The 19,705-nt window shown below is 69.9% G+C and carries 19 protein-coding genes; 6 read left to right on the top strand and 13 right to left on the bottom strand.

All coding sequences use genetic code 11. The features are described 5' to 3' along the window. Window positions 1-36: 36 nt before the first annotated feature. The 4 genes from WA670_RS28910 to WA670_RS28895 form a co-directional block, all read right to left on the bottom strand. Window positions 37-186, bottom strand: a complete 150-nt coding sequence (locus WA670_RS28910; RefSeq protein WP_200864586.1) for a hypothetical protein — start codon at window positions 184-186, stop codon at window positions 37-39. A 370-nt stretch (window positions 187-556) separates the two neighbouring features. Next, a complete protein-coding gene (locus WA670_RS28905; RefSeq protein ID WP_238606863.1) occupies window positions 557-1,597 on the bottom strand; it encodes a GAF and ANTAR domain-containing protein in 1,041 nt (346 codons plus the stop codon). A 148-nt stretch (window positions 1,598-1,745) separates the two neighbouring features. Beyond that, a complete protein-coding gene (locus tag WA670_RS28900) occupies window positions 1,746-2,147 on the bottom strand; it encodes an STAS domain-containing protein (RefSeq protein ID WP_051728945.1) in 402 nt (133 codons plus the stop codon). 61 nt (window positions 2,148-2,208) lie between these two features. Beyond that, a complete protein-coding gene (locus WA670_RS28895; protein ID WP_037812953.1) occupies window positions 2,209-2,445 on the bottom strand; it encodes a hypothetical protein in 237 nt (78 codons plus the stop codon). Here WA670_RS28895 and WA670_RS28890 point away from each other — a divergent pair. Then, window positions 2,444-3,796: a cytochrome P450 gene (locus WA670_RS28890; protein ID WP_238606865.1), complete on the top strand. Its 1,353-nt coding sequence runs from the start codon at window positions 2,444-2,446 to the stop codon at window positions 3,794-3,796. The two genes, WA670_RS28895 and WA670_RS28890, sit on opposite strands and share 2 nt — an antisense overlap. Window positions 3,797-3,885: 89 nt before the next feature. Here the strand turns inward: WA670_RS28890 and WA670_RS28885 are convergent, their stop codons facing one another. Both WA670_RS28885 and WA670_RS28880 read right to left on the bottom strand, forming a co-directional pair. Then, on the bottom strand, window positions 3,886-4,392 hold the full coding sequence (locus WA670_RS28885) for a type 1 glutamine amidotransferase domain-containing protein (RefSeq protein ID WP_037812954.1): 507 nt from the start codon (window positions 4,390-4,392) through the stop codon (window positions 3,886-3,888). 49 nt (window positions 4,393-4,441) lie between these two features. After that, a complete protein-coding gene (locus WA670_RS28880) occupies window positions 4,442-4,903 on the bottom strand; it encodes an SRPBCC family protein (protein WP_134730148.1) in 462 nt (153 codons plus the stop codon). A 114-nt stretch (window positions 4,904-5,017) separates the two neighbouring features. Between WA670_RS28880 and WA670_RS28875 the strand changes: the two genes are divergently transcribed. Both WA670_RS28875 and WA670_RS28870 read left to right on the top strand, forming a co-directional pair. Further along, on the top strand, window positions 5,018-6,310 hold the full coding sequence (locus tag WA670_RS28875; protein WP_336159425.1) for an NAD(P)/FAD-dependent oxidoreductase: 1,293 nt from the start codon (window positions 5,018-5,020) through the stop codon (window positions 6,308-6,310). A gap of 33 nt (window positions 6,311-6,343) precedes the next feature. Continuing rightward, the gene (locus tag WA670_RS28870) at window positions 6,344-7,435 is read left to right on the top strand and encodes an Rv2629 family ribosome hibernation factor (RefSeq protein WP_037812958.1); all 1,092 of its coding nucleotides are present in this window, start codon (window positions 6,344-6,346) and stop codon (window positions 7,433-7,435) included. Window positions 7,436-7,686: 251 nt separating this feature from the next. On the opposite strand, the gene WA670_RS28865 is transcribed toward WA670_RS28870, so the two are convergent. Continuing rightward, window positions 7,687-8,649 carry a TIGR03557 family F420-dependent LLM class oxidoreductase gene (locus WA670_RS28865; protein ID WP_336159424.1) on the bottom strand — a complete coding sequence of 321 codons (963 nt, stop codon included), beginning with the start codon at window positions 8,647-8,649 and terminating at the stop codon, window positions 7,687-7,689. 132 nt (window positions 8,650-8,781) lie between these two features. Then, the gene (locus tag WA670_RS28860; RefSeq protein ID WP_037812961.1) at window positions 8,782-9,153 is read right to left on the bottom strand and encodes an STAS domain-containing protein; all 372 of its coding nucleotides are present in this window, start codon (window positions 9,151-9,153) and stop codon (window positions 8,782-8,784) included. Between the two features lie 331 nt (window positions 9,154-9,484). Here WA670_RS28860 and WA670_RS28855 point away from each other — a divergent pair, with 331 nt between their 5' ends. Further along, window positions 9,485-9,640 carry a hypothetical protein gene (locus WA670_RS28855; RefSeq protein ID WP_086024889.1) on the top strand — a complete coding sequence of 52 codons (156 nt, stop codon included), beginning with the start codon at window positions 9,485-9,487 and terminating at the stop codon, window positions 9,638-9,640. Between the two features lie 56 nt (window positions 9,641-9,696). Here the strand turns inward: WA670_RS28855 and WA670_RS28850 are convergent, their stop codons facing one another. Next, entirely contained in the window at window positions 9,697-10,713 is a 1,017-nt protein-coding gene (locus WA670_RS28850; protein WP_167754198.1) for a Glu/Leu/Phe/Val dehydrogenase, read from the bottom strand. Window positions 10,714-10,773: 60 nt separating this feature from the next. Between WA670_RS28850 and WA670_RS28845 the strand changes: the two genes are divergently transcribed. Further along, window positions 10,774-11,256 carry an Lrp/AsnC family transcriptional regulator gene (locus WA670_RS28845; RefSeq protein WP_134662247.1) on the top strand — a complete coding sequence of 161 codons (483 nt, stop codon included), beginning with the start codon at window positions 10,774-10,776 and terminating at the stop codon, window positions 11,254-11,256. Between the two features lie 31 nt (window positions 11,257-11,287). On the opposite strand, the gene WA670_RS28840 is transcribed toward WA670_RS28845, so the two are convergent. From WA670_RS28840 to WA670_RS28830, 3 genes are read right to left on the bottom strand one after another with little or no spacing between them, the layout of a single operon-like run. Beyond that, the gene (locus tag WA670_RS28840) at window positions 11,288-13,117 is read right to left on the bottom strand and encodes a beta-galactosidase (RefSeq protein WP_336159423.1); all 1,830 of its coding nucleotides are present in this window, start codon (window positions 13,115-13,117) and stop codon (window positions 11,288-11,290) included. 11 nt (window positions 13,118-13,128) lie between these two features. Further along, on the bottom strand, window positions 13,129-15,000 hold the full coding sequence (locus WA670_RS28835) for a beta-N-acetylglucosaminidase domain-containing protein (RefSeq protein WP_336159422.1): 1,872 nt from the start codon (window positions 14,998-15,000) through the stop codon (window positions 13,129-13,131). Window positions 15,001-15,009: 9 nt separating this feature from the next. Then, window positions 15,010-16,857: an alpha-L-fucosidase gene (locus WA670_RS28830; RefSeq protein ID WP_336159421.1), complete on the bottom strand. Its 1,848-nt coding sequence runs from the start codon at window positions 16,855-16,857 to the stop codon at window positions 15,010-15,012. A 330-nt stretch (window positions 16,858-17,187) separates the two neighbouring features. On the opposite strand from WA670_RS28830, the gene WA670_RS28825 reads away from it, so the two are divergent. Further along, a complete protein-coding gene (locus WA670_RS28825) occupies window positions 17,188-18,531 on the top strand; it encodes an outer membrane protein assembly factor BamB family protein (RefSeq protein WP_336159420.1) in 1,344 nt (447 codons plus the stop codon). Between the two features lie 74 nt (window positions 18,532-18,605). Here the strand turns inward: WA670_RS28825 and WA670_RS28820 are convergent, their stop codons facing one another. Then, entirely contained in the window at window positions 18,606-19,604 is a 999-nt protein-coding gene (locus tag WA670_RS28820; RefSeq protein WP_336159419.1) for an alpha/beta fold hydrolase, read from the bottom strand. Between the last annotated feature and the right edge of the window lie 101 nt (window positions 19,605-19,705).

Genomic DNA, 19,705 nt, shown 5'->3' with positions numbered 1-19,705 from the left:
CGGCAATCGGGCCCCGCGCCCAAGCTGGCTACCCCGTCACCGCGGCTTCGGCGGGACGGGCGGCTCCGGCGGCGGCAACGGTCCCGGCCCGGGACGCGGCGGCGGGGCGGGCTCCGGCGGGAACGGCGGCACCGGCTCCGGCGGCGACGGGACGGGCTCCGGTCCGGGCGGCACGGGGTGCACCATGACGGGCTCCTTCCTCAGTCGAATCCTCCGTCCCCGGCTACCCGGCGGAGCGGCTCCGGACACCTCGTATTCGGCGGTCAGTCGCGCTGCCCGAGTGGGGAAACCGAGTCCGTGCTCCGCACGCTGCGTCTGCTGCTGAGGAAGCGAAACCCGTATCGGACGCCCCCGACCGCGACGAGAGCCGGAAGCCCGCGCCCGGAGCTCAGCAAGCAGGAAGCCGTGCCCGACTCGCGATCACCCGAGCCCACGTCCCCGGCCGTTCCCCACGCAGAGAGCCGGAAGCCAGCCGCTGCTCAACCGGCAAAAACCATCCCCGCCACGCGATCGCCCGGCCAGTGCCCTCGACACCCCGCCCGCGACGCCCCGGCCGTCACACCGGGTCGGGCTCCCCCAGCTCCGCGATCGGCCCGTCCAGTTCCTCGTGCCGGGCGGCGAGCGTGCCCGCCAGGTGGACCAGCTTCACGTTCAGCTGCTGCGAGGTCCGGCGCAGCAGGTCGAACGCCTGCTGCGCGTCGAGCCCCCGGCGCGCCATGATGATGCCTTTCGCCTGGCCGATCACGTCGCGGCTGTCCAGCGCGCGCCGCAACTGGGCCTGGTTCAGCTCGTTGCGGGTCACCGCGTCCGTTTCGGCCACCGCGAGGGTCGCGTGGCTGGCCAGGAGCAGCACGACGTCGCGGTCGGCATCGGTCAGGCCGCCGGGAGTGCGCGAGTAGAGGTTGAGCGCGCCGGAGAACCGCGCCACGGCGTCGTCGGCCAGTGCGGTCGCCAGCACCGCGCGCCAGCCCAGCTCGGCTACCGCCGGGGACCACCGCGGCCACTGTGCGTCCCGGCGCAGGTCAGCGGCTTCCAGGAACTCGGGGCGGTCCGGCACCGCCGCGTCGTGGCACGGGCCTTCCTCGAGCTTGTACTGCAGCAGGTCCAGGTCGGCGGCCGCCGGATCGGTGTAGGCCGCGGTGTGGAAGTTGCCGTCCGGCGCGCGCAGGGTGATCGACACCAGATCCGCGGCGGGCACCAGCGAAGCCGTCGCGTCCACGATCAGCTGCAGGACATCGCCGACGCTCCGCGCCGCCAGAAGCATCTCCGTGAGAGTCCGGAACCGCTCGCCGGACGGCCGCAGCGATTTGTCGTCGTACGCCAGCGCCTCGGACGCCGAATCGGAGAACAGGACGCCCTCCTCCTCGAGCACCTGGCGGGCCACCCCGCCCTCCTGGCAGGCGAAGACCGCTTCGCTCGGCTGGGCGGTCTCGCGCAGCGCTGCGAGGTCTTCGCGGGAGAACGAGGTCAGCTCGCTCAGCTCGAAAACCACCGTCCGCGGCTCCGCGGCCAGCGCCTTGCCCACCTCTCCGCGCAACCCCGTGGGGTCGCCGCTCAGCCGCACCACGGCCGAGCAATCGACCGTTCCGCCCTCCACGGTTACCTCCCTTCGGCCCGGATGTTCTCCAGCGCTTGCCACGGTACTCGGATCTCGGGCGCGCGGCAGGGTCCTCGCTCGGCTCCGCCCAGCTCACGGGCACAGTTCGAGCCCGGCCCGCTGAGCGGGCCGGGCCGGGCGAACGGGGTTAACGGACGTCAGCCGCCAGCGTGCTCGGGGCAGCGCTCGGCGCGAGGGCGTCGGAGAGGCGTTCGACCACCCGCAGCTCCCGGTCGAGCCCGAGAACGCGCAGCGGCCGCAGGACGGCGTGCTGTGCGGCGACCACGACGAACGCGACGCCCGCCAGGGACGCCTCCCGCGCGGCTTCGACCAGTACTTCCAGGCCGCTGACCGAACAGAACGTGAGGCCGGAGACGTCGACGACCACCTTCGGCGGGCCCAGCGCGGTCTCCTCGGCCAGCACGTCGCGGAGCCGGTCGGTGGAGCGCCGGTCCAGTTCGTCGGACACCGCGACGACGGTTTCGCCGGCGGTGGCGGTGATCGCGATTCTCGCCGGTGCGCCCGGCAGGCAAGCAAACGTTTCGTGCATCGAGCCCTCCTCGCGGATGCGAGACCGGGCCGAATCAGTGCGGCCCGGCCCCGGGCCCGGATCAAGCGGGCCGCTTGGGGTAAGGCGACGGCACGTGGGCTGAACCGCTCCTGAGACGACGGTACCGCAGCGCAGTGCCCGCGACCAGCCCGAATCCGGCCCCGCCGACGGCATTGTGGACTGTCCGGACCTCGCTCTCGCCCGCGGAACCGTTCCGCACCTGGCGGTTCCAATCGTCCACAATGGACACGAGCATCGCCAGGTTTCGCCCGGACCGGCCCGGGTATCCGAACAGCATGGCGACTACCCACGCGACCGCGAGCCCGGACTTGTCCGAACTGCCCCCGGCCGACATCCGCCCGCAGCGGGCGTCGGCCCGCGACACCGGACGCATCCTCGCGCGGGTGGTCGCCCCCACCGTCGGCATCGGACTGATCAAACGCCGCCCCCGCGCGATGGCCGCGGCGCAGAAACTGCACGTCGACCGCTCGGGCATCCGCCTGCTGCACGACCTGCGCGCCCGCTACGGGCCCGGTCCGCTCGACCTGCCGGTCCCGGGCCGCTCGTTCCGCCTGGTGCTCGAGGCGAACCACGTCGGCTCGCTGCTGGCGGGCACGCCGAGCCCGTTCAGCCCGGACACCACTGAAAAAGACGCGGCCCTGCGCCATTTCCAGCCGCACGGCGTCCTGATCTCCGGCGGCGCCAACCGCGCGCGGCGGCGGAAGCTCAACGAAACCGTCCTCGAACCAGGCCGGGCCGCACACGAACTCGCGGGCACCTGGGCAGACACCATCCGCACCGAGGCGCACGAAATGCTTTCCGGCTTCCCCGACCTCGACGCGACCCAGTTCACCGAGCACTTCTGGACGATCATCCGCAAGATCGTGCTCGGCGGCGACACCACGGCCGACCGGCGCGTCACCGATCTGCTGGACCAGCTGCGGCTCAACGCCAACTGGGCCTTCGCGCACCCGCGCCGCGAGGACCAGCGCCGCCAGTTCCAGTCTTTGCTCGACCGTCAGCTCGGCCTGGACCGCCCGGGCAGCCTCGGCGCGGCGATGGCGAACCAGCCGGCCGATGAGGAGGACGACCCGACCGGGCAGGTGCCGCACTGGCTGTTCGCCTTCGACGCCGCCGCGATCGCCACCCTGCGCGCACTTGCCTTGCTCGCAACGCATCCGGACGAGCTCGCCGAGGCCCGCCGGGAAGTCGCCGAAGCGGATCTCTCGAAGCCGCAACAGCTTCCGTACTTGCGCGCCTGTGTCCTGGAGTCCATCCGGCTCTGGCCGACGACACCCGCTCTGCTGCGCGAAAGCACCGAGGACACCGCGTGGGGCCCCGAGGGAACGTCGTTCCTGATCTACACGCCGTTCTTCCATCGCGACCCGGAAACGTTGCCGTACGCGGATTCCTTCGTCCCGGACATCTGGCTGGACGGCCGCGCCAAAGCCAATCCCGCGCTCGTGCCGTTCAGCGCCGGGCCGGGCGTGTGCCCGGGCCGCGACGTCGTGCTCTTCACCGCGTCAACGCTGCTCGCCGCTCTGTTGCAGCAAGCGGGTTTCGCGCCGCGAGGCACCGCCGCCGGCCTCCAGCCGGGGCGGCTCCCCGCGACACTCAACCACTTCGGCATCCGGTTCGCGCTGTCCTGAGCCTTAGCCGCCACGGCGAAACAGAGATACGTGAGGGGAACCCTGAAGGAATCTGATTCCTTCAGGGTTCCCCTCACGTACGTCCAGCTCTACTTCAGCCGTTCCAGCAGCGCGTCGCAGAACGCGGGCAGGTCGTCCGGATTCCGCGACGTGATCACGCCGTCGTCCGTCACGACTTCGCGGTCGACCCACTCCGCACCGGCGTTGCGCAGGTCGGTCTGGAGCGACGGCCACGACGTCACCGTCCGGCCGCGCGCCAATCCGGACTCGGCGAGCAGCCAAGGACCGTGGCACACGGCCGCGACCGGCTTGCCCGCGGCGGCCGTTTCCCGGACCAGCGCGACCATCGGCTCGCTGGTGCGGATCTTGTCCGGCGAGTACCCGCCGGGCACCACGACCGCGTCGAAGTCCGCCGCGGCCACGTCGTCCACGGCCTGGTCGGTCGTGATTTCGGTGCCGTGCAACGCGGTCAGCTTCTTGCCCTTCGCCAGGCCGACCACCACCGGCTCGTGCCCGGCGGCGCGCAACCGCTCGCACGGCACCCGGAATTCGTCGTCCTCGGTCATTTCGTCCACGAGCACTGCCACGCGGGCCATGCTGTTCTCCTTTCGCTACGGATCTCGTGCGGGGTTCGCTACCCCGCGGTCAGCTCGGGCGTTCCACGTCGCCGCGCCACGCACCCGTTTCGCGTCCGCGCTGTTCGATGAACTGCTTGAACCGCAGCATGTCCCCCTTCACGCGCCGGTCGAGGATGCCGAGCTTGTCGGCGGCGTTCTCGGCGAGTCCCTCGGGGTCGAGCTCCATCTGCGCGGTGACGCGCGTCTTGGTGTCCCCCAGCCGGTGGAAGGTGATCACCCCGGCGTGGTCGGGCCCGGAGTCCGAGCGCCACGCGACCCGCTCGTCCGGGTGCTGCTCGGTGATCGTCGCGTCGAACTCCCTGCCGACGCCGCCGAACCGGGTCACCCAGTGCGTGTGCGTGGCGTCGAGCTGGCGGATCTCCTCCACGCCCTCCATGAACTCGGGGAACGATTCGAACTGCGTCCACTGGTTGTACGCGGTCGACACCGGGACGTCCACGTCCACGATTTCGGTGATCGTGCTGCTCATGCGCTCCTCCTCGCCATCGGGTACCGGACCCGGGTGCCCGGGACGCGGCGGGGCGAAACCGGCGCGATTGCGCGGCCGCGCTCCGGGTACCCGTCGAGCGAAAGGAGGCCGCCCATGCGAGTCGTGATCGTCGGCGGCGGGTTCGCCGGGTACCACGCGGCGCACAAACTGCTGCGCACCCTCGGGGACCGCGCCGAGATCGTCGTGCTGAACCCCACCGACTATTTCCTGTACCTGCCGTTGCTGCCGGAGGTGGCCAGCGGGATCGTCGACCCCCGGCACGTCGCGGTGTCCATTCCGGACACTCTGCGCGGCGTGCGGCTGGCGCTGGGCACCGCCGGATCGGTCGACCTCGACGCCCGCACCGTGACCTACACCGACCCCGAAGACCGCGAGCGGAAGCTGGACTACGACCGGCTGATCCTCGCCGCGGGCAGCGTCAACAAGCTGCTGCCGATCCCCGGCGTCGCCGAGTGCGCGCACGGATTCCGCGGCCTGCCCGAAGCGCTGTACCTGCGCGACCACGTGACCCGGCAGATCGAACTGGCCGCCGCGACCGACGACCAGGCCGAGCGCGACGCCCGGTGCACGTTCGTCGTCGTCGGCGCGGGGTACACCGGCACGGAGGTCGCCGCGCAGGGCCCGGAGTTCACCGCGGCCCTCGCGCGCCGCCATCCCGAACTCGAGGGGCAGCAGATTCGCTGGCTGCTGCTGGACATCGCCGAACGCGTGCTGCCCGAACTGGACCCCCGGCTCGGCGCCACCGCCGACCGGGTGCTGCGCGAGCGCGGCGTCGAGGTCCGGATGAAGACCTCGGTCGACCAGGCGGACGTCGAAGGCGTCACGCTGACCACCGGCGACGCCGTCCCGACGCACACGCTCGTGTGGTGCGTGGGCGTCCGCCCCGATCCGCTGGTCTCCGACCTCGGCCTGGAAACCGTGAAGGGCCGGCTGGTCGTCACGCCGGAGCTGAACGTGCCGGGCCGCGCCGACGTGTTCGCCTGCGGCGACGCGGCGGCGGTGCCGGACCTGACCCGTCCCGGCGAAACCACGCCGATGACCGCGCAACACGCGCAGCGGCAAGGGAAACTGGCCGGGAACAACGTCGCCGCGTCGCTCGGCGTCGGCCGCGCGCGCAAGTACCGGCACCACGACCTCGGCTTCGCGGTCGACCTCGGGTCCGGCCAGGGCGCGGCCAATCCGCTGCACATCCCGCTGGCGGGCCTTCCCGCCCGGCTGGTGACCCGCGGCTACCACCTGCTGTCGCTGCCGGGAAACCGCCTGCGCACCGCGACCGACTGGGCGCTGGAGAAGGCGGGCCGGCGACAGACTGTCCAGCTGGGACTCGTCCGTTCCGGCGCGGTCCCGCTGGACACCGCCTCGCCCGAGCTGCCGCGGACCCGGTGAGGCTGTCCCGAACATTGGGAGGAAGAATCCGAAATGGACACACACGAACTGCGCGCGCTGCTGACAGACGGACCGTTCGTCTCGGTGCACTTCGACGAATCGCACGACACCGAGGACGCGGCGAAGCAATTGCGGTTGCGGCTCAAGGAGATCGAGGCCGCGCTCGAGGACCAGGGCGCCGACCGGCCGAGCGTCGATGCCGTCCTGCGCGCCGTTGAAGAAAGCTCGCCGCCGGTCGGCCGGGCCGGGCGCACGCTCGTCGCCGCGCACGGCAACGTCCTGCTCGACCGGCGGCTCGCGGCTCCGCCGCCGACGCAGGTGGCGCGGTTCTCCGCGCTGCCGTACTTCCTGCCGACCGTGAGCCATCTGGAAGAAGCGCCCGCGCATCTGGTGGTGCTCGTCGACCGGACCGGCGCGGACATCGAGGTGCACCGGCCGGACGGCAGTGTCGAAACCGAGACCGTGCACGGGCAGGAGCACCCGGTGCACAAGGTTCGCGGCGGCGGTCCCGCGCACCGCGACATCCAGTCGCATGCGGAGCAGACCGCGCACAACAACCTTTCGGAGGTCGCCGATCACCTCGCGAAGACCGCCGAACGCGTGCGGCCGCGAGCGATCGTGCTGGCCGGCGAGGTCCAAGCCCGCACCGAACTGCACGAGCGCCTGCCCGAACCGGCCCGTTCGCTCGCCGCGGAGGTCGACGCGGGCAGCCGAGCCTCCGGCGCCGGCCGGGCCGAACTGGACCGGGCCGTGCACGAAGTGCTTACCGGGCAACGATTGCGCGAGCTGGACGATCTTGCCGAACGCTTCCGTGCCGACGCCGCTCGCGAATCGGCCCTGGCGGTCACGGGATTGTCCGCCGTCACCGCGGCGCTGGCGGAGGCGAATGTCGAGACGCTGCTGGTCGGCGACTCCGGCGAGGCCAGTGTGTACACCGGTTCGGAACCGACGCAGGTCGGCGTCGCCCAATCCCGTTTGGACGCACTCGGTGTGGCCGACCCAGCCCGTCGACGCGCGGACGAAGCCCTGCCCTACGCAGCGGTGGCAGTCGGCGCGGACGTCGTGGTGATCGACGAACGGCTCGACCTGACCGACGGATTCGGGGCGCTGCTGCGCCACCCGTGACACACAGCTGGGCCCGGGCGCCTCGACGCCCGGGCTCAGCTTCCTCCATCTGCTACCGCAACGCGGGCAACAACTCCCGCTCCGCAAACTTCATGAACTCCGGCTGATACTCCGGCCCACCAACGCTAGATCCGTGAACCCGGCCTGCGTGACGAGCGACCTCACCGACGGATTCGGCGCGCTCCTGCGCCACCCGTGACCCACAGCTGGGCCCGGGCACCTCGACACCCGGGCCCAGCTCCCTCGATCCGCTACCGCAACGCGGGCAACAACTCCCGCTCAGCAAACTTCATGAACTCCGGCTGATGCTCCGGCCCACCGATCTGCACCAACGCCAGATCCGTGAACCCCGCCTGAGCGAACTGCTTCGCCGCGTCCACAATGGGCCCGGCATCCGGGCCGCACGGAATCCCCGCCGCCACGTCGTCCTCGCGCACGTACTGGGTCGCCGCGTCGAACGCCTGCGTTCCCGGCAGTTCCGCGTTCACCGGCCAGCCCGAGCCGAACCACCGGAACTGCTCGTGCGCCCGCCGGATCGCCGCCCCGCGGTCCGGGTCCCAGCAGACCGGCAGCTGCCCGATCTTGCGCGTCGGCGGTCCGAGCCGCTCGTGGTCCCATTCCGTGCACAGCTCGGCTTTCGGCTCGACCGCGACCATCGCGTCGGCCACCGGCGCGAACCGCTTCACGGACTTCGGGCCGGATACCGCGATCGCGATCGGCACCCGCGTCGGCGACAGGTCCCACAGCTTCGCCCCGTCGGCCCGGTAGTGCTTTCCGGTGTAGGTGAACGTGCCGCCGTCGAACAGGCCGCCGATGATCTGGACGGCCTCGGCGAGCCGGTCGTGCCGGACCGACACCGACGGCCAGCCCAAGCCGACGACGTGCTCGTTCAGGTTCTCCCCCGAGCCGAGCCCGAGGGTGAAGCGGCCGTCGGACAGCAACTGCACCGTCGCGGCCTTCTGCGCGACCACCACCGGGTGGTACCGCATCGTCGGGCAGGTCACGAGCGTCATGAGTTCGAGCTGCTCGGTCGCCTGGGCCACCGCGCCCAGCACGCTCCACGCGTACGGCGCGTGCCCCTGTTCGGCCAGCCACGGCGAATAGTGGTCGCTGCAGGCCGCGAAGTCGAATCCGGCCTGCTCAGCGGCGGTCGCGCAGCCGACCAGCTCGCGCGGCCCGGTCTGTTCAGTCATCAAGGTGTAGCCGATGCGCATGTTCTCCCCCGTTCGACGGGCTTTCTGCTCGCGGCGCCAGCGCTTGCGGCTGCGCCGGAACCTCTCCGCCGCCCGGTTACCCGGTGCGGCGCGAGTTCACCCGTGCTGTCTGTCCGAAGGAGACTTCCCAGGTCAGGACCCGGCCAGCGCCGCGTCGACGGTCGGGTACAGCGGCAGGGTCTGCTCCAGCCCGGTGAGCTGGATGGGCCGCATGGTCGCCCGGCCGGACGCGACGATCCGCAGGCTGGCTCCGGACGCCCGGTGCTGGGTGATGGTCACCAGCGCGGTCAGCCCGGCGGAGGCCAGGAATTCCACCGCGGCGAGGTCCAGCACCAGCACCGGCGGGGCCCCGGCGAGCGCCTCGTCGACCGCGGCGGTCAGCAGCGGCGCGGTGACCATGTCGACCTCGCCGTACACCGCCAGCACCGCGACCGGGGGCCGGTCCGCTCGCTCGACGCGGAAGTCGCGCGCCGGGTCGGCACTGGGGTCGGTCGGCTCGTCCATCGTCACGGTCCCGTCCTCGGTCGTTCCTGCCGGGCAGGCGGCCCGGCCACCACCCCATGATGCCCGTCCGGGCGCGCCGACGCAGGCGAGCGCGGAATCGGCCGCTTCGTCCGGTTTCCCGGCGGCCCCGGCGCCGGCGCGCTCCCTTACGCCATTTGCCTGAATTCCTGCCGTCGAACCGATCAACGCGGTGACAAATTCACGGTGCGTGTCCGGGAATGCCCGCGGACCGCATTCTCCGCCGAAGTCATGTTTCACTCGAGCGAGTGAGGGTATCCGGGAGTAAGCACGCCACATTCCCCACCGAGAGAAGAAAGACGAGGTTCTCCCCGTGATTGTTCTCGGCGTCATTCTGCTCGTGATCGGGTTCATCACCTCGATCCAGATTTTGTGGAGCATCGGGATCGCCCTCGTAGTGATCGGCGCGATCCTGGCGGTGCTCGGCGGGACCGGACGCCGTATCGGCGGCCGCGCGCATTGGTACTGACCGCACGGAAAAGGAAATGCACGCCAAGGCTCCCAGAGCCTTGGCGTGCTCTTCGTTCAGGCGAGCGCCGCCAGTTCCCGGGCAGCCCGCACTGTCGTCCACTCCCGTTCCCGGGCAAGCGCCAGTACTGAATTCGTCGTGTCACCGATAGCGTCGATCTTCGCGTTCACCGCCGCCTCGTCCATTCCGAGTTCTTCGCGGCCGACGGCGTGAATGATCCCGCCCGCACTCGCCACGACATCCGGAATCCACGTGACTCCCCGGTCGCGCAACACCGTCGCTACCTCCTCGGCGGCGATCTGGTTGTTCGCCGGTCCCACGATCAGCGACGCACCGCAAGCGGCGGCCGACTCGACCGTCAGCAAGCCGCCCGTCGCCGCAGGCACGAGCACGTCCAGTGGCTCCCGCACCAGGTCGGCCGTGGTCCAAGCGGCACCGAGCCGCTCCGCGACCGGCCGCAGCCCGTTGTCGACGTCGGTGACCACCACCTTCGCGCCGCGCTCGATCAGCGCTTCGCAGATCAGCCGCCCGACGCTGCCGAACCCGAGCACGCCGATCCGCGACCCGTCGACCGAGCCTGGCGCGACCCCGGCCTCAAGCGCCGCCAGGACTCCCCTCGCCGTCGCCACGCTCGACGTCCCGCTGCCGCCCTGGCTCTCCGGACGGCAGAACGCCCAGCCGTGCGCGAGCCGGTGGATCTCCGCCATGTCCTCGGACGTCGACCCGATGTCCGGCCCGGTGCGGTACCGCCCGCCCAGCGCGGCGATCGCCTCGGTGATGTCGGCGATCAGGTCCGGCCGCCGCGCCGGGTCGATCCCATCCGCGGGCAGCGCCGCCACGGTTTTGCCACCCCCGTAGGGAAGACCGGCCAGTGCGCACTTCGTGGTCATCGCCGCCGAAAGCCGCAGCGCGTCGTCCGCCCCGTCCCGCCACGACGGGTACGCCTTGATCCGGCACCCGCCGATCGCCGGACCGCGCGCCGTCGAATGGATCGCGACGGCGATCGCGACCCCCGACCTAGCCCCGCGGACGACCTGCAGTGCTTCCCCGGCAAAACTCTCTGTTCGGTTCACGGACGCAACACTGCCCCTTCCACCGCCTGGTCGGAGCAACGACGGTGATATGTTCGGCAAATGAGCGAATCTCCGAACCTCGATCGGATCGACAGCCTCATCGTCCGCGAACTCCAGCAGGACGCCCGGATCCCGATGCGCGACCTGGCCGAGCGCGTCGGCGTCGCGGCGTCGACCTGTTCCGACCGGATCGGCAGGCTGCAGGCGCGCCAGGTGCTGACCGGATTCCACGCCGAGGTCGACCTGCCCGCGCTGGGCCGGTCGGTGCAGGCCATGGTGTTCGCCCAGATCCGCCCGCTCAGCCAGCCGATCATCGACCGCTTCCGTCGCGACGCGCTCGCCATGCCCGAGGTGATGGCCGTCTTCGTGCTCGCCGGCGGCGACGATTTCCTGCTGCACGTCGCGGTCCCGGACGTCTCCCGGCTGCACACGTTCCTCGTCGAGGATCTCAGCAGCCGCAAGGAGGTCGTGCAGTTCCGCAGTTCGATCGTGTTCGACCACAGCCGGAAGCGGGCGATCGAGAACCTCGCCGGGGAGCAGTGACCCCTCGGCCATCGGCCGGGACGGCTCGCCCTCAGCCCAGGTCGGCCTCCGGACGGATCTCGATCGCCGTCCCCGCATGATGCATTTCCAGCACCACCAGTTCGTTCTTCCCCTTCCGCCACAACGACTTTGGCGCGTACAGCGTCTTCTGCGGCCCGATCTTCCAGTACCGGCCGAGGTTGAACCCGTTCAGCCACACCACGCCCTTCTCCCAGCCGGGGAGGGCGACGAACCCGTCCGCGGGCTCGGCGACCGCGACGGTCGCGCGGTGGAAGGCCGGGCCGGCGCCCGGCGGAGCGGACGAGAACCGCAGCCGGGACAGGTCGTCCAGGGGCAGCGGACGGATCTCCCAGCCGAACAGCTTCTGCTGGGTGTTCATCGCGACCCAGCCGTCGATGCCCTTCCGATCGGCCAGGTACGGGCCGTAGTTCACCCGGCCCATCGGGTCGACCAGGATGTCCAGGCGGGTCCGCGGTTTCTCCAGCTTCAGGTCCAGCGTCCCGTCCGGATGGTTGCGGTCCAGGATCCCCAGCTGCACCCCGTCGGCGAACACCAGTGCCCGGTCCGCCAGGCCGTGGATGCTCAGCGGGCCGGAATGCGGGCCTTGCACAGTCGTGCGGTAGTGGATCAGGCCGGTCGACTGTCCCAGTCGTTCCATGGAGACCGGCTGGGCCGAGCGGACCACTGTGGACAGTGCGGGCAGCGAGTCCAGAAGGGACACTGAGCCGGACGGAGTGACCGACTGCGCGGGCAGGCGCGGCGAGCGAGCGGGCGGCGGGACGACTGGTTGCTTGGTGTACTTGGTGATCACCGACTGTAACGCGGTGAACTTCGCGCCGACGTCGCCTGCCTCGCCGACCGGGGAATCGTAGTCGTAGCTGGTCACGGTGGGCTGATATTGCAGCCCGGAGGTGTTGGCGCCAGCAGTGAAGCCGTAGTTGGTGCCGCCGCAGGCCATGTACAGGTTCACTGAAGCACCCGTCGCGAGCAGCTGATCGATGTGGGCGGCGGTTTGCTGCGCATCGGTGGTGTGGTGCGACTCGCCCCAGTGATCGAACCAGCCGTCCCAGTACTCGGCCATCATGACCGGCGCTCCGGGGCGGAAGGCTTTCAACGCGGCGATGCTCGGCGCCGGGTCGCCGTCGCCGGTGCCGACCTCCAACGTTCCCGGCAGCTCGCCGAAGCGCATGAAGAATTCGGAAGCACCGTCGGCGACGAACAGGAGACTCGTCATTCCGCGTGCGCGCAGGCTGTCCCGCAGGTGTGCGAGATAGCTCGTGTCGTTGCCGTAGCTGCCGTATTCGTTTTCGATCTGCACGGCCACGACCGGGCCGCCGTGTTGCGCTTCCAGCGGGGCCAGCTGCGGGATCAGCTGGTCGTACCACGCGTCGACTGCCTTGAGGTAAGCCGGATCGGCGCAGCGCAGCTCCATGTCGCGGTCGGCGAGCAGCCAGGCGGGCAGGCCGCCGAATTCCCATTCCGCGCAGATGTACGGGCTCGGGCGGACGATGACCTGGAATCCGAGGTCGCCGGCCAGCCGGATAAATCCCGCGAGGTCGCGGTCGCCGCGGAAATTCGCTCGGCCCGGCGTCGGCTGATGGAAATTCCACGCCACATAGGTTTCGACAGTGTTGAGGCCCAGCGCTTTGAGCCGCGACAGCCGGTCGTGCCACTGGTCCGGGCGCAACCGGAAGTAGTGGATGGCGCCGGAAACGATCTGGAACGGCTTGCCGTCCAGCAAGAACCGGTCGCCGGACACGCTCAGCCCGCGCCGGCCGGCCGCACCCGCCGGTCCGGCGAACACAGTGCTCGCGGCGACCGCGGCCGCGCCGCCGAGGAAGCTCCTCCTGCTCACGTCCATCCCTCCCCCGCTCATCCGGCCGTCACCGCGCGGACCTGGACGAGGAAAGCGTCGAGCACGCCGTCGCCGACGAGGGCCTGCCGCACGCCCCACCGGTTGCTGTTGCCGGTCTTCACCGCTTCCGCCCGCTTGACCAGCGCGTCCGCGGCTGCGGTCAGACGCTGGGCCGTGGCGTCGTCACCGCGGGTCGCTGCGGCGAGGGCGTCCAGCCGGGTCACCATGGCGTCGCCCCAGAGCGCGGTCGCGTCCAGCCACGGGCCTGCCTCGCTGACGAACGCGCTCTGCACCTGCCCGCCCCGGATCACGGCGGGAGCGTTGCGGATCTGTTCGGCGTACGAGCGCAGTTTGCCCAGCGCACGGTGGTCGCCGGCATTCCAGTGCTGCCAGAACTCGGCGACCCGGGCAGCGAGAACCGGCGCTTGCGGCTGCCACGGCGTCGGCCCGAAGACGGGTGCCAGGTGTTCGAGGTCCGCGAATACCTTCAGCGCCGCGGTCGCGCGTTGGTCGCCGCCCGCGAGCCGGGCCAGCGCCTGCGGCCACGAGCGCTCCGGCGAGTAGCCCGCGTCGTTCCAGGAGAAGTCGGCGACCCCGAACTCGGCGACCTCGCTGGCCGCCTCCTGGTTCATCGGATTCGAGACGATCCCGTTGAGATATTTCGACAGCCCCGCTTCGCGATGCGCGTACGGCGCGAGCAGCAATCGCCCGGCGGACTGCTCGTAATCATTGACCGGGTAGTTGTCCCAGAGGAACACTTTTCGCCCGTACACAGTGGACACCTGCTGCGCTTCGTCGTTCGTCACGCTCGGCGGCACCACTGCGGTGCCGGTCCACTGCACGACTACGGACGGGTCGAGGTTCTCCCGCAGTTGCGTCTTGTACGGCGAGTCCTTGAGGTCGCTGTACTCCGTCGGCACAGTCTGCAAAGGACGGACGCCGTCGTGCGTCTTCACGAAGTTCTTGGTGATCTCGTTGAGCAACGAAACCTGCGCCTTGCCCGCGGCGGCCTGACCGGGCGCGCCGAACGCCGCCTGGTCGCCAGCGCAATTCCACTTGGTGTACGAGATGTCGTCGAACGGCAAGGAGAACGAGCGCACGCCGAGGTCGTACACCGCTTGGAATTTCGCCTTCACCGCGACGACGTCCTGCGGCGACGAGAAGCAGATCGAGACCCCGGGCGACAACGCGTAGGTGAAGTCGACGTGGTTCGCGTTCGCTGTGCGGACAAGCTGGCCGAGCGCGGCCAACTCCTGCTGCGGATACGGATCCCGCCACTGTGCCCGCAGATACGCGTCGTCCTTCGCGCCGTAGATGTAAGTGTTCGCCTTGGTTTCGCCGAGGAACTTGATCTGCCGCACCCGGTCGTCGTTCGTCCACGGTGGACCGTAGAAGCCTTCGATCGACCCGCGCAGCGCCATGTTCGGCCAGTCTCGTACTGCGACACCGCTCAATGCCCAGCTGTGTCCACTTCGGACGAACAGCTGCCGCAACGTCTGCACGCCGTAGTATTGCCCGGCACCATCCCTGCCCTTGATCGTCACGCCGTCGCGGCGCACAGCAAGCGAATAGCCCTCCGCCTGCGTTGGCGCGTCTCCGCCATTGCTGAGCCGGATGACGAACCCGCGCTGCGGTCCTGTGTTGATCTTCTTGACTCCGTGCTGTTTCAACAGGTCGAGCAAGAGATCTTTGGCCGGGCCGTCAGTCGTGCTGTCGGTGACCAGTCCCACCGAGGACGGCAGCGACACGTCGCCAGCCTCGCGGTCGATCTGTTGCGGCGTCGGGGAAACCACCGGTACCGGACCCGGCTTGGCCGAGGCCGGTTGGACGATGGTCAGGGCACTCGTCGCGACAGCAGCGGCGAGCCAAACTCTGCGGCGTAGAGTCATGACTTCCTCTCAGGCGGCGGGGACAGTGCGGTACAACGCGAAGGTAGCCAGGTAAGGCGTCGCCCGCGACTGCGTGACGACCACGCGCAGGTGGCGGGCGGTGACCGGCGACGGAAGAGTAACGAGGCGGTTGGCGCCGATCGTGGTGACGGTCGCGATCGTGCGCCAGGAACCGTCCACTTCGGCCTGTACGCTCGCGCCCTCGACGTGCTGACCGCGGGTGATGTCCTCCCCCAAGCGGATCTGGTCGAAGGTGGCCGCCTTCGGCAACACCACGTCCATCGTCCCGGCGAGCGCACCGCGCGGCGGCGACCACGACGTGGTCAGCGAGGAATCCGTGACCGCGTCCAGCCCTCGCGCACCGGCGGCGAGGTTCACCGCCTGTGTCCTGGCGATGGCCTGCCCGAAGGACGCCAACGCGGCGGCATCGGCCGGAGCGACGCGACCGTCCGGGCCAGGCGGAACGTTCAGCAGCAGCGAGGCATTGCGTCCCACCGAGGCGCGGTAAAGATCGACGAGTTGCGCAGGCGTTTTCGGCTGTTCGTCCGGGTGGTAGAACCAACCGGGCCGGATTGATACGTCAGCTTCGGCCGGTGCCCATTCCAGGTACCGCACGGACGGGTCGGCGAGCACCTGCCGCGACCCGAGATCGGCGCCCTCCGCGCCGCCGACGAACAGCTCCTCGTTGTGCGCGGTGTTCGGATCGCCCGTGGTCGGCAGCGCACTCCACTCGGTCTCCCGAGCTTGGCCCCGCTCGTTGCCGACCCAGCGCACGCCCGCCGGTCCGGCGAACGTGACGGTGTCCGGCGACAGCGCGTGAATCATCCGGAACCAGGTCGTGAAGTCGTAGGTTTCGCTGATTCCGTTGCCGCGCCAGGGATTCGCCCCGTCCAGCCACAGCTCGTCAATGGGCCCGTACTGCGTGAACAGTTCGTAGATCTGGTTCAGGTAGTAGGCGTTGTAATCGTCCTCGGTCACGGTGAATTTCGGCAGTTTCCCGGCGGCGAGGGCCGCGGCACGGTCGTCGTTCGGGACCAGCGACGGAATAGTGCGGACCTTCGCCGCGCTGCCCGTGCCGTACCGCCCCTGACCAGCAGGTGTATTCGCGCGGTCGTCGTAAGTCGCCTGCTCTTCGATGCTCAACGGCTGCCCCGCGGCGACCTTCGCCTCGACCCGTTTCACCTGGTCCGCGAAGAACTGCTTGGGCAACTCAGCGCCGTCCGCCGGCGACAGGTAAACGCCGACCTTCAGCCCGGCTTTCCGCGCGGAATCGACGTAATCGCGCAGGATGTCGCCCCGAGGATTGGCGCACCCGGCGGCGCGAACCTGCCAGTACGCGGACGGATCCTGCGCCCGCCCGTTCTGCGCCGCTGCACGGGCCTTCGTCACCGCGTCGTCGGCACATCCAGGCGTGACCCACCACGGACTCGCGACGACGGAGTGATTCGTGTAGCGCGTCGGATAGAGGACGAACCCGTCGTGGTGCTTCGCGGTCAGCATCACCTGCGTCACGCCGGCCGCCTTCATCGACCGCATCCACTGGTCGGTGTCGACCGCGGCAGGCGCGAACGTCGACTCCTTCTCCGCGCCGGAACCCCATTCCCGGTCGGTGAAGGTGTTCATGCCGAAGTGCGTGAACGCGGTGACCGGCCGCTGCTGCCAGGCAATCTGCCCGGAACGCGGCACGGTCGCGGCGGCCTTGGCGAGGATCCGGTCCATGCCGTCGCACGACTGCACTGCCTGTATCGCGGCCGGCCGGATCGGCCCATGACAGGCGGTTGTTTCCGCGGCGGCGGGAACGGCGGTCCCCCCGGCCGCCAGTACCGCGGCCAGCGCCAGGCTCGCGGGAATCGACACGGCGGTCCTCCTGTCGGATCCGTGACCGAACGGTGACGGCGGGGAGCGTAAGTCGGGTATCCATCGGATGTCTAGACCTAATCGGCGGAGGAGGTCTCGCTTTCACCCAGCCGCCGAGGCTTGGATCAGCGCTGTTCCAAGCCTTCTGCTCGCGGCTTCGCGGCGGACGTGGCGGAGGCCCAGTGATCTGATGGATCGTCCCGGTCGTGCGCGCGATGTCGAGATCGCCCGGTGACCGCGTGTTCTGCCGTTCGGAGGTATCGCGACCGAAAGCCCCGCTGGATACTGCGATACGGGGAGTCGCTAGTCAGCGACCAGGAGTGATACCTCATGAACAGGAATTGTCTCCGCACGGTTCTCGCGATCGCAGTCGTCGCCCTCGGCGCCGGTCCGCCGGCGCCGGCATCGGCGACCGCCGGCCATGCCCGGCAGCAGCTCGCCGCGGGCGATTGGCCGACCTATCACCACGACAACGCCCGCACCGGCGAAGCTGCGGATCTCGCTCCGCTGGGCACTCTCGGCACCGCCTGGCAGGCCACTTTGGACGGTGCGGTGTACGGACAGCCGCTGGTGGTCGGCGGTCAGATCCTTGCTGCCACGGAGAATGACACGGTCTACGCGCTCGACCCGGCCACCGGCGCGGTTCGCTGGTCGGCGCACATCGGCGAACCGGCGAGAAGAGCCGAGCTGCCGTGCGGGAACATCGACCCGCTCGGCATCACCGGCACCATGGCCTACGACCAGGCCACGTCCCGGGTTTTCGCGCTGGCCGAGCTCACCGGCGGGCAGCACGTGCTGGTCGGGGTGAACGTCACCACCGGCGCGGTGGAGGTGCGCACCGAGCTGGAACCGCCCAAGGGCGACCGGCTGGCGCACCAGCAGCGAGCGGCGCTGACCGTGCTTGGCGACCGCGTGTACGTGGCGTACGGCGGGCTGGCCGGGGACTGCGCGAACTACATCGGTTCCGTGGTGTCGGCGACCACCAGCGGGGCCGACCCGATCAGTTACAGCGTGCCGACCACCAGGGAAGCCGGCATCTGGGCGCCAGGCGGCGGCGTGGTCGACGGGCAGCGGCTGCTTTACGCGGTCGGCAACGGCGAATCCACCACGGGCTACGACGACAGCGATTCCGTGCTGGCCTTGTCGCCCACGCTGCAGCGGGTGGACCTGTTCGCCCCGGACACCTGGGCCGACGACAACGCGCAGGACCTCGATCTCGGTTCGTCCAGCCCGACCCTGCTCGGCGATCACGTCATCGCGGTCGGCAAACGCGGCACCGGATACGTGCTGCACCACGACAATCTCGGCGGAATCGGCGGGCAGCAGGCCAAGGCGGAGATCTGCCAGTCCTTTGGCGGCAGCTCGACCAAGGGCGACACCGCGTACCTGCCGTGCAACGACGGTCCGCGCGCGGTCCGCATCGCAGCGGACGGCACCCCCACCGTGGCGTGGCACGCCGACGGGACAGCGAACGGCTCGCCGACCGTAGGCGGCGGCGCGGTATGGGTGACGGACTGGAACGACGGTGTGCTGTACGCGCTGTCACCGGCTGACGGAACCGTACTGGCTCAGCTGGACGTCGGCGCTCTTCCGCACTTCGCCTCGCCCACCTTGTCCGGCGACCACGCCTACGTAGGCACGATGACCGGCGTGGTGGCGGTGTCCGGAGCCTGACTGAACCGCGCCGGAAGAACTCGCCCCGATCCCCGGCCTGCCGCGTCCGGGGATCGGGGCTGGTTCCGCGAGCGTCAGCCGTTCAGGAAGCGCTCCAACTGCCCCGCGACAAACTGCGGATTCTCTTCGACCAGCCAATGCCCCGCATGCGGCACGTCCGCCGCCTGGACGATGTCAGTCAGCCGCGGAGCCACCGTGGCCCGGATCGCGTCGAGCTGGCCCTGAGCCGTCAGCAGCAACGTCGGCACCTTCACCGGCGCTGCCGCCACGGTGTCGCGGACATCCTTGTCCAGCGCCCGATAAAGCTCGAACCCGCCGGACAAAACGGTGGGACGGCTGTAGGTCCGGGCGTACTCGTTGACCTCCGCCTCGGTGAACGGCGACCGCTGCGACGTCCCGCCGAAAGCCGTCCCGCCAAAGGAAACCTGCGGATAGAACAGCGCAAGATATTCCCGCACATCATCGCCGACCACCGCTTCAGGAACGCGGCGTTGGGAGTGGAAAGCGATGTGCCAGCTCAACGTCCTGTATACGGTGGCATTGATCGCGGGCCCGGGAAGCGGCAAATCGAAGTAGCCGAGACGCGCGGTGTCGCCGGGGAATTGGCTCGCGTACTGGAATGCCACCGCAGCACCGAAATCGTGTCCGACGACCGCGGCGTTCCGGATCTTGAGCCGCGAAGCCACCAGGGTGTGCACATAACGCGCCAGCGTGGCTTTGTCGTATCCCCTCGGCGAACCGGTGCTGTCGCCCAAACCGGGAAGGTCGATCGCGTAGACGGTGTGGTGTTTCGCGAGCTCCGGCATCACCGGCCACCAGCCGTACCAGGTTTGCGGCCACCCGTGGATCAGGACGACCGGGCTGCCGCTGCCGCCGGTGACGTAGTGCATGCGGACACCGTCGACATCGGCGAATTCGTGCCGGAACGTGCTTCGGAACGCGGGATCGTTCTGGGTGGCGGCGGCGTAAGGCTCGGCAGGCGGCGCGGAACAGGCCACGCCGCCGACCGTGAGCAGGAGGGACAGCGCCAGCGCCGCGACGGAGCGGGACACCAGCCGGGATGCGGTGATCATGCGGTCAGTTTCGCCAGCCCGGACCGGCAATGGCACGGAAACTTGCCGTTCCGGCAAGGGGTTGCGTCCGGTGCCCGTTCGATCAATTCCTTTGCGCCGAA

The organism is Amycolatopsis sp. VC5-11, from assembly GCF_037034185.1.
In the GTDB taxonomy this organism is placed as follows: Bacteria; Actinomycetota; Actinomycetes; order Mycobacteriales; family Pseudonocardiaceae; genus Amycolatopsis; species Amycolatopsis nivea.
This window is presented reverse-complemented; position numbering and strand designations above follow the sequence as displayed.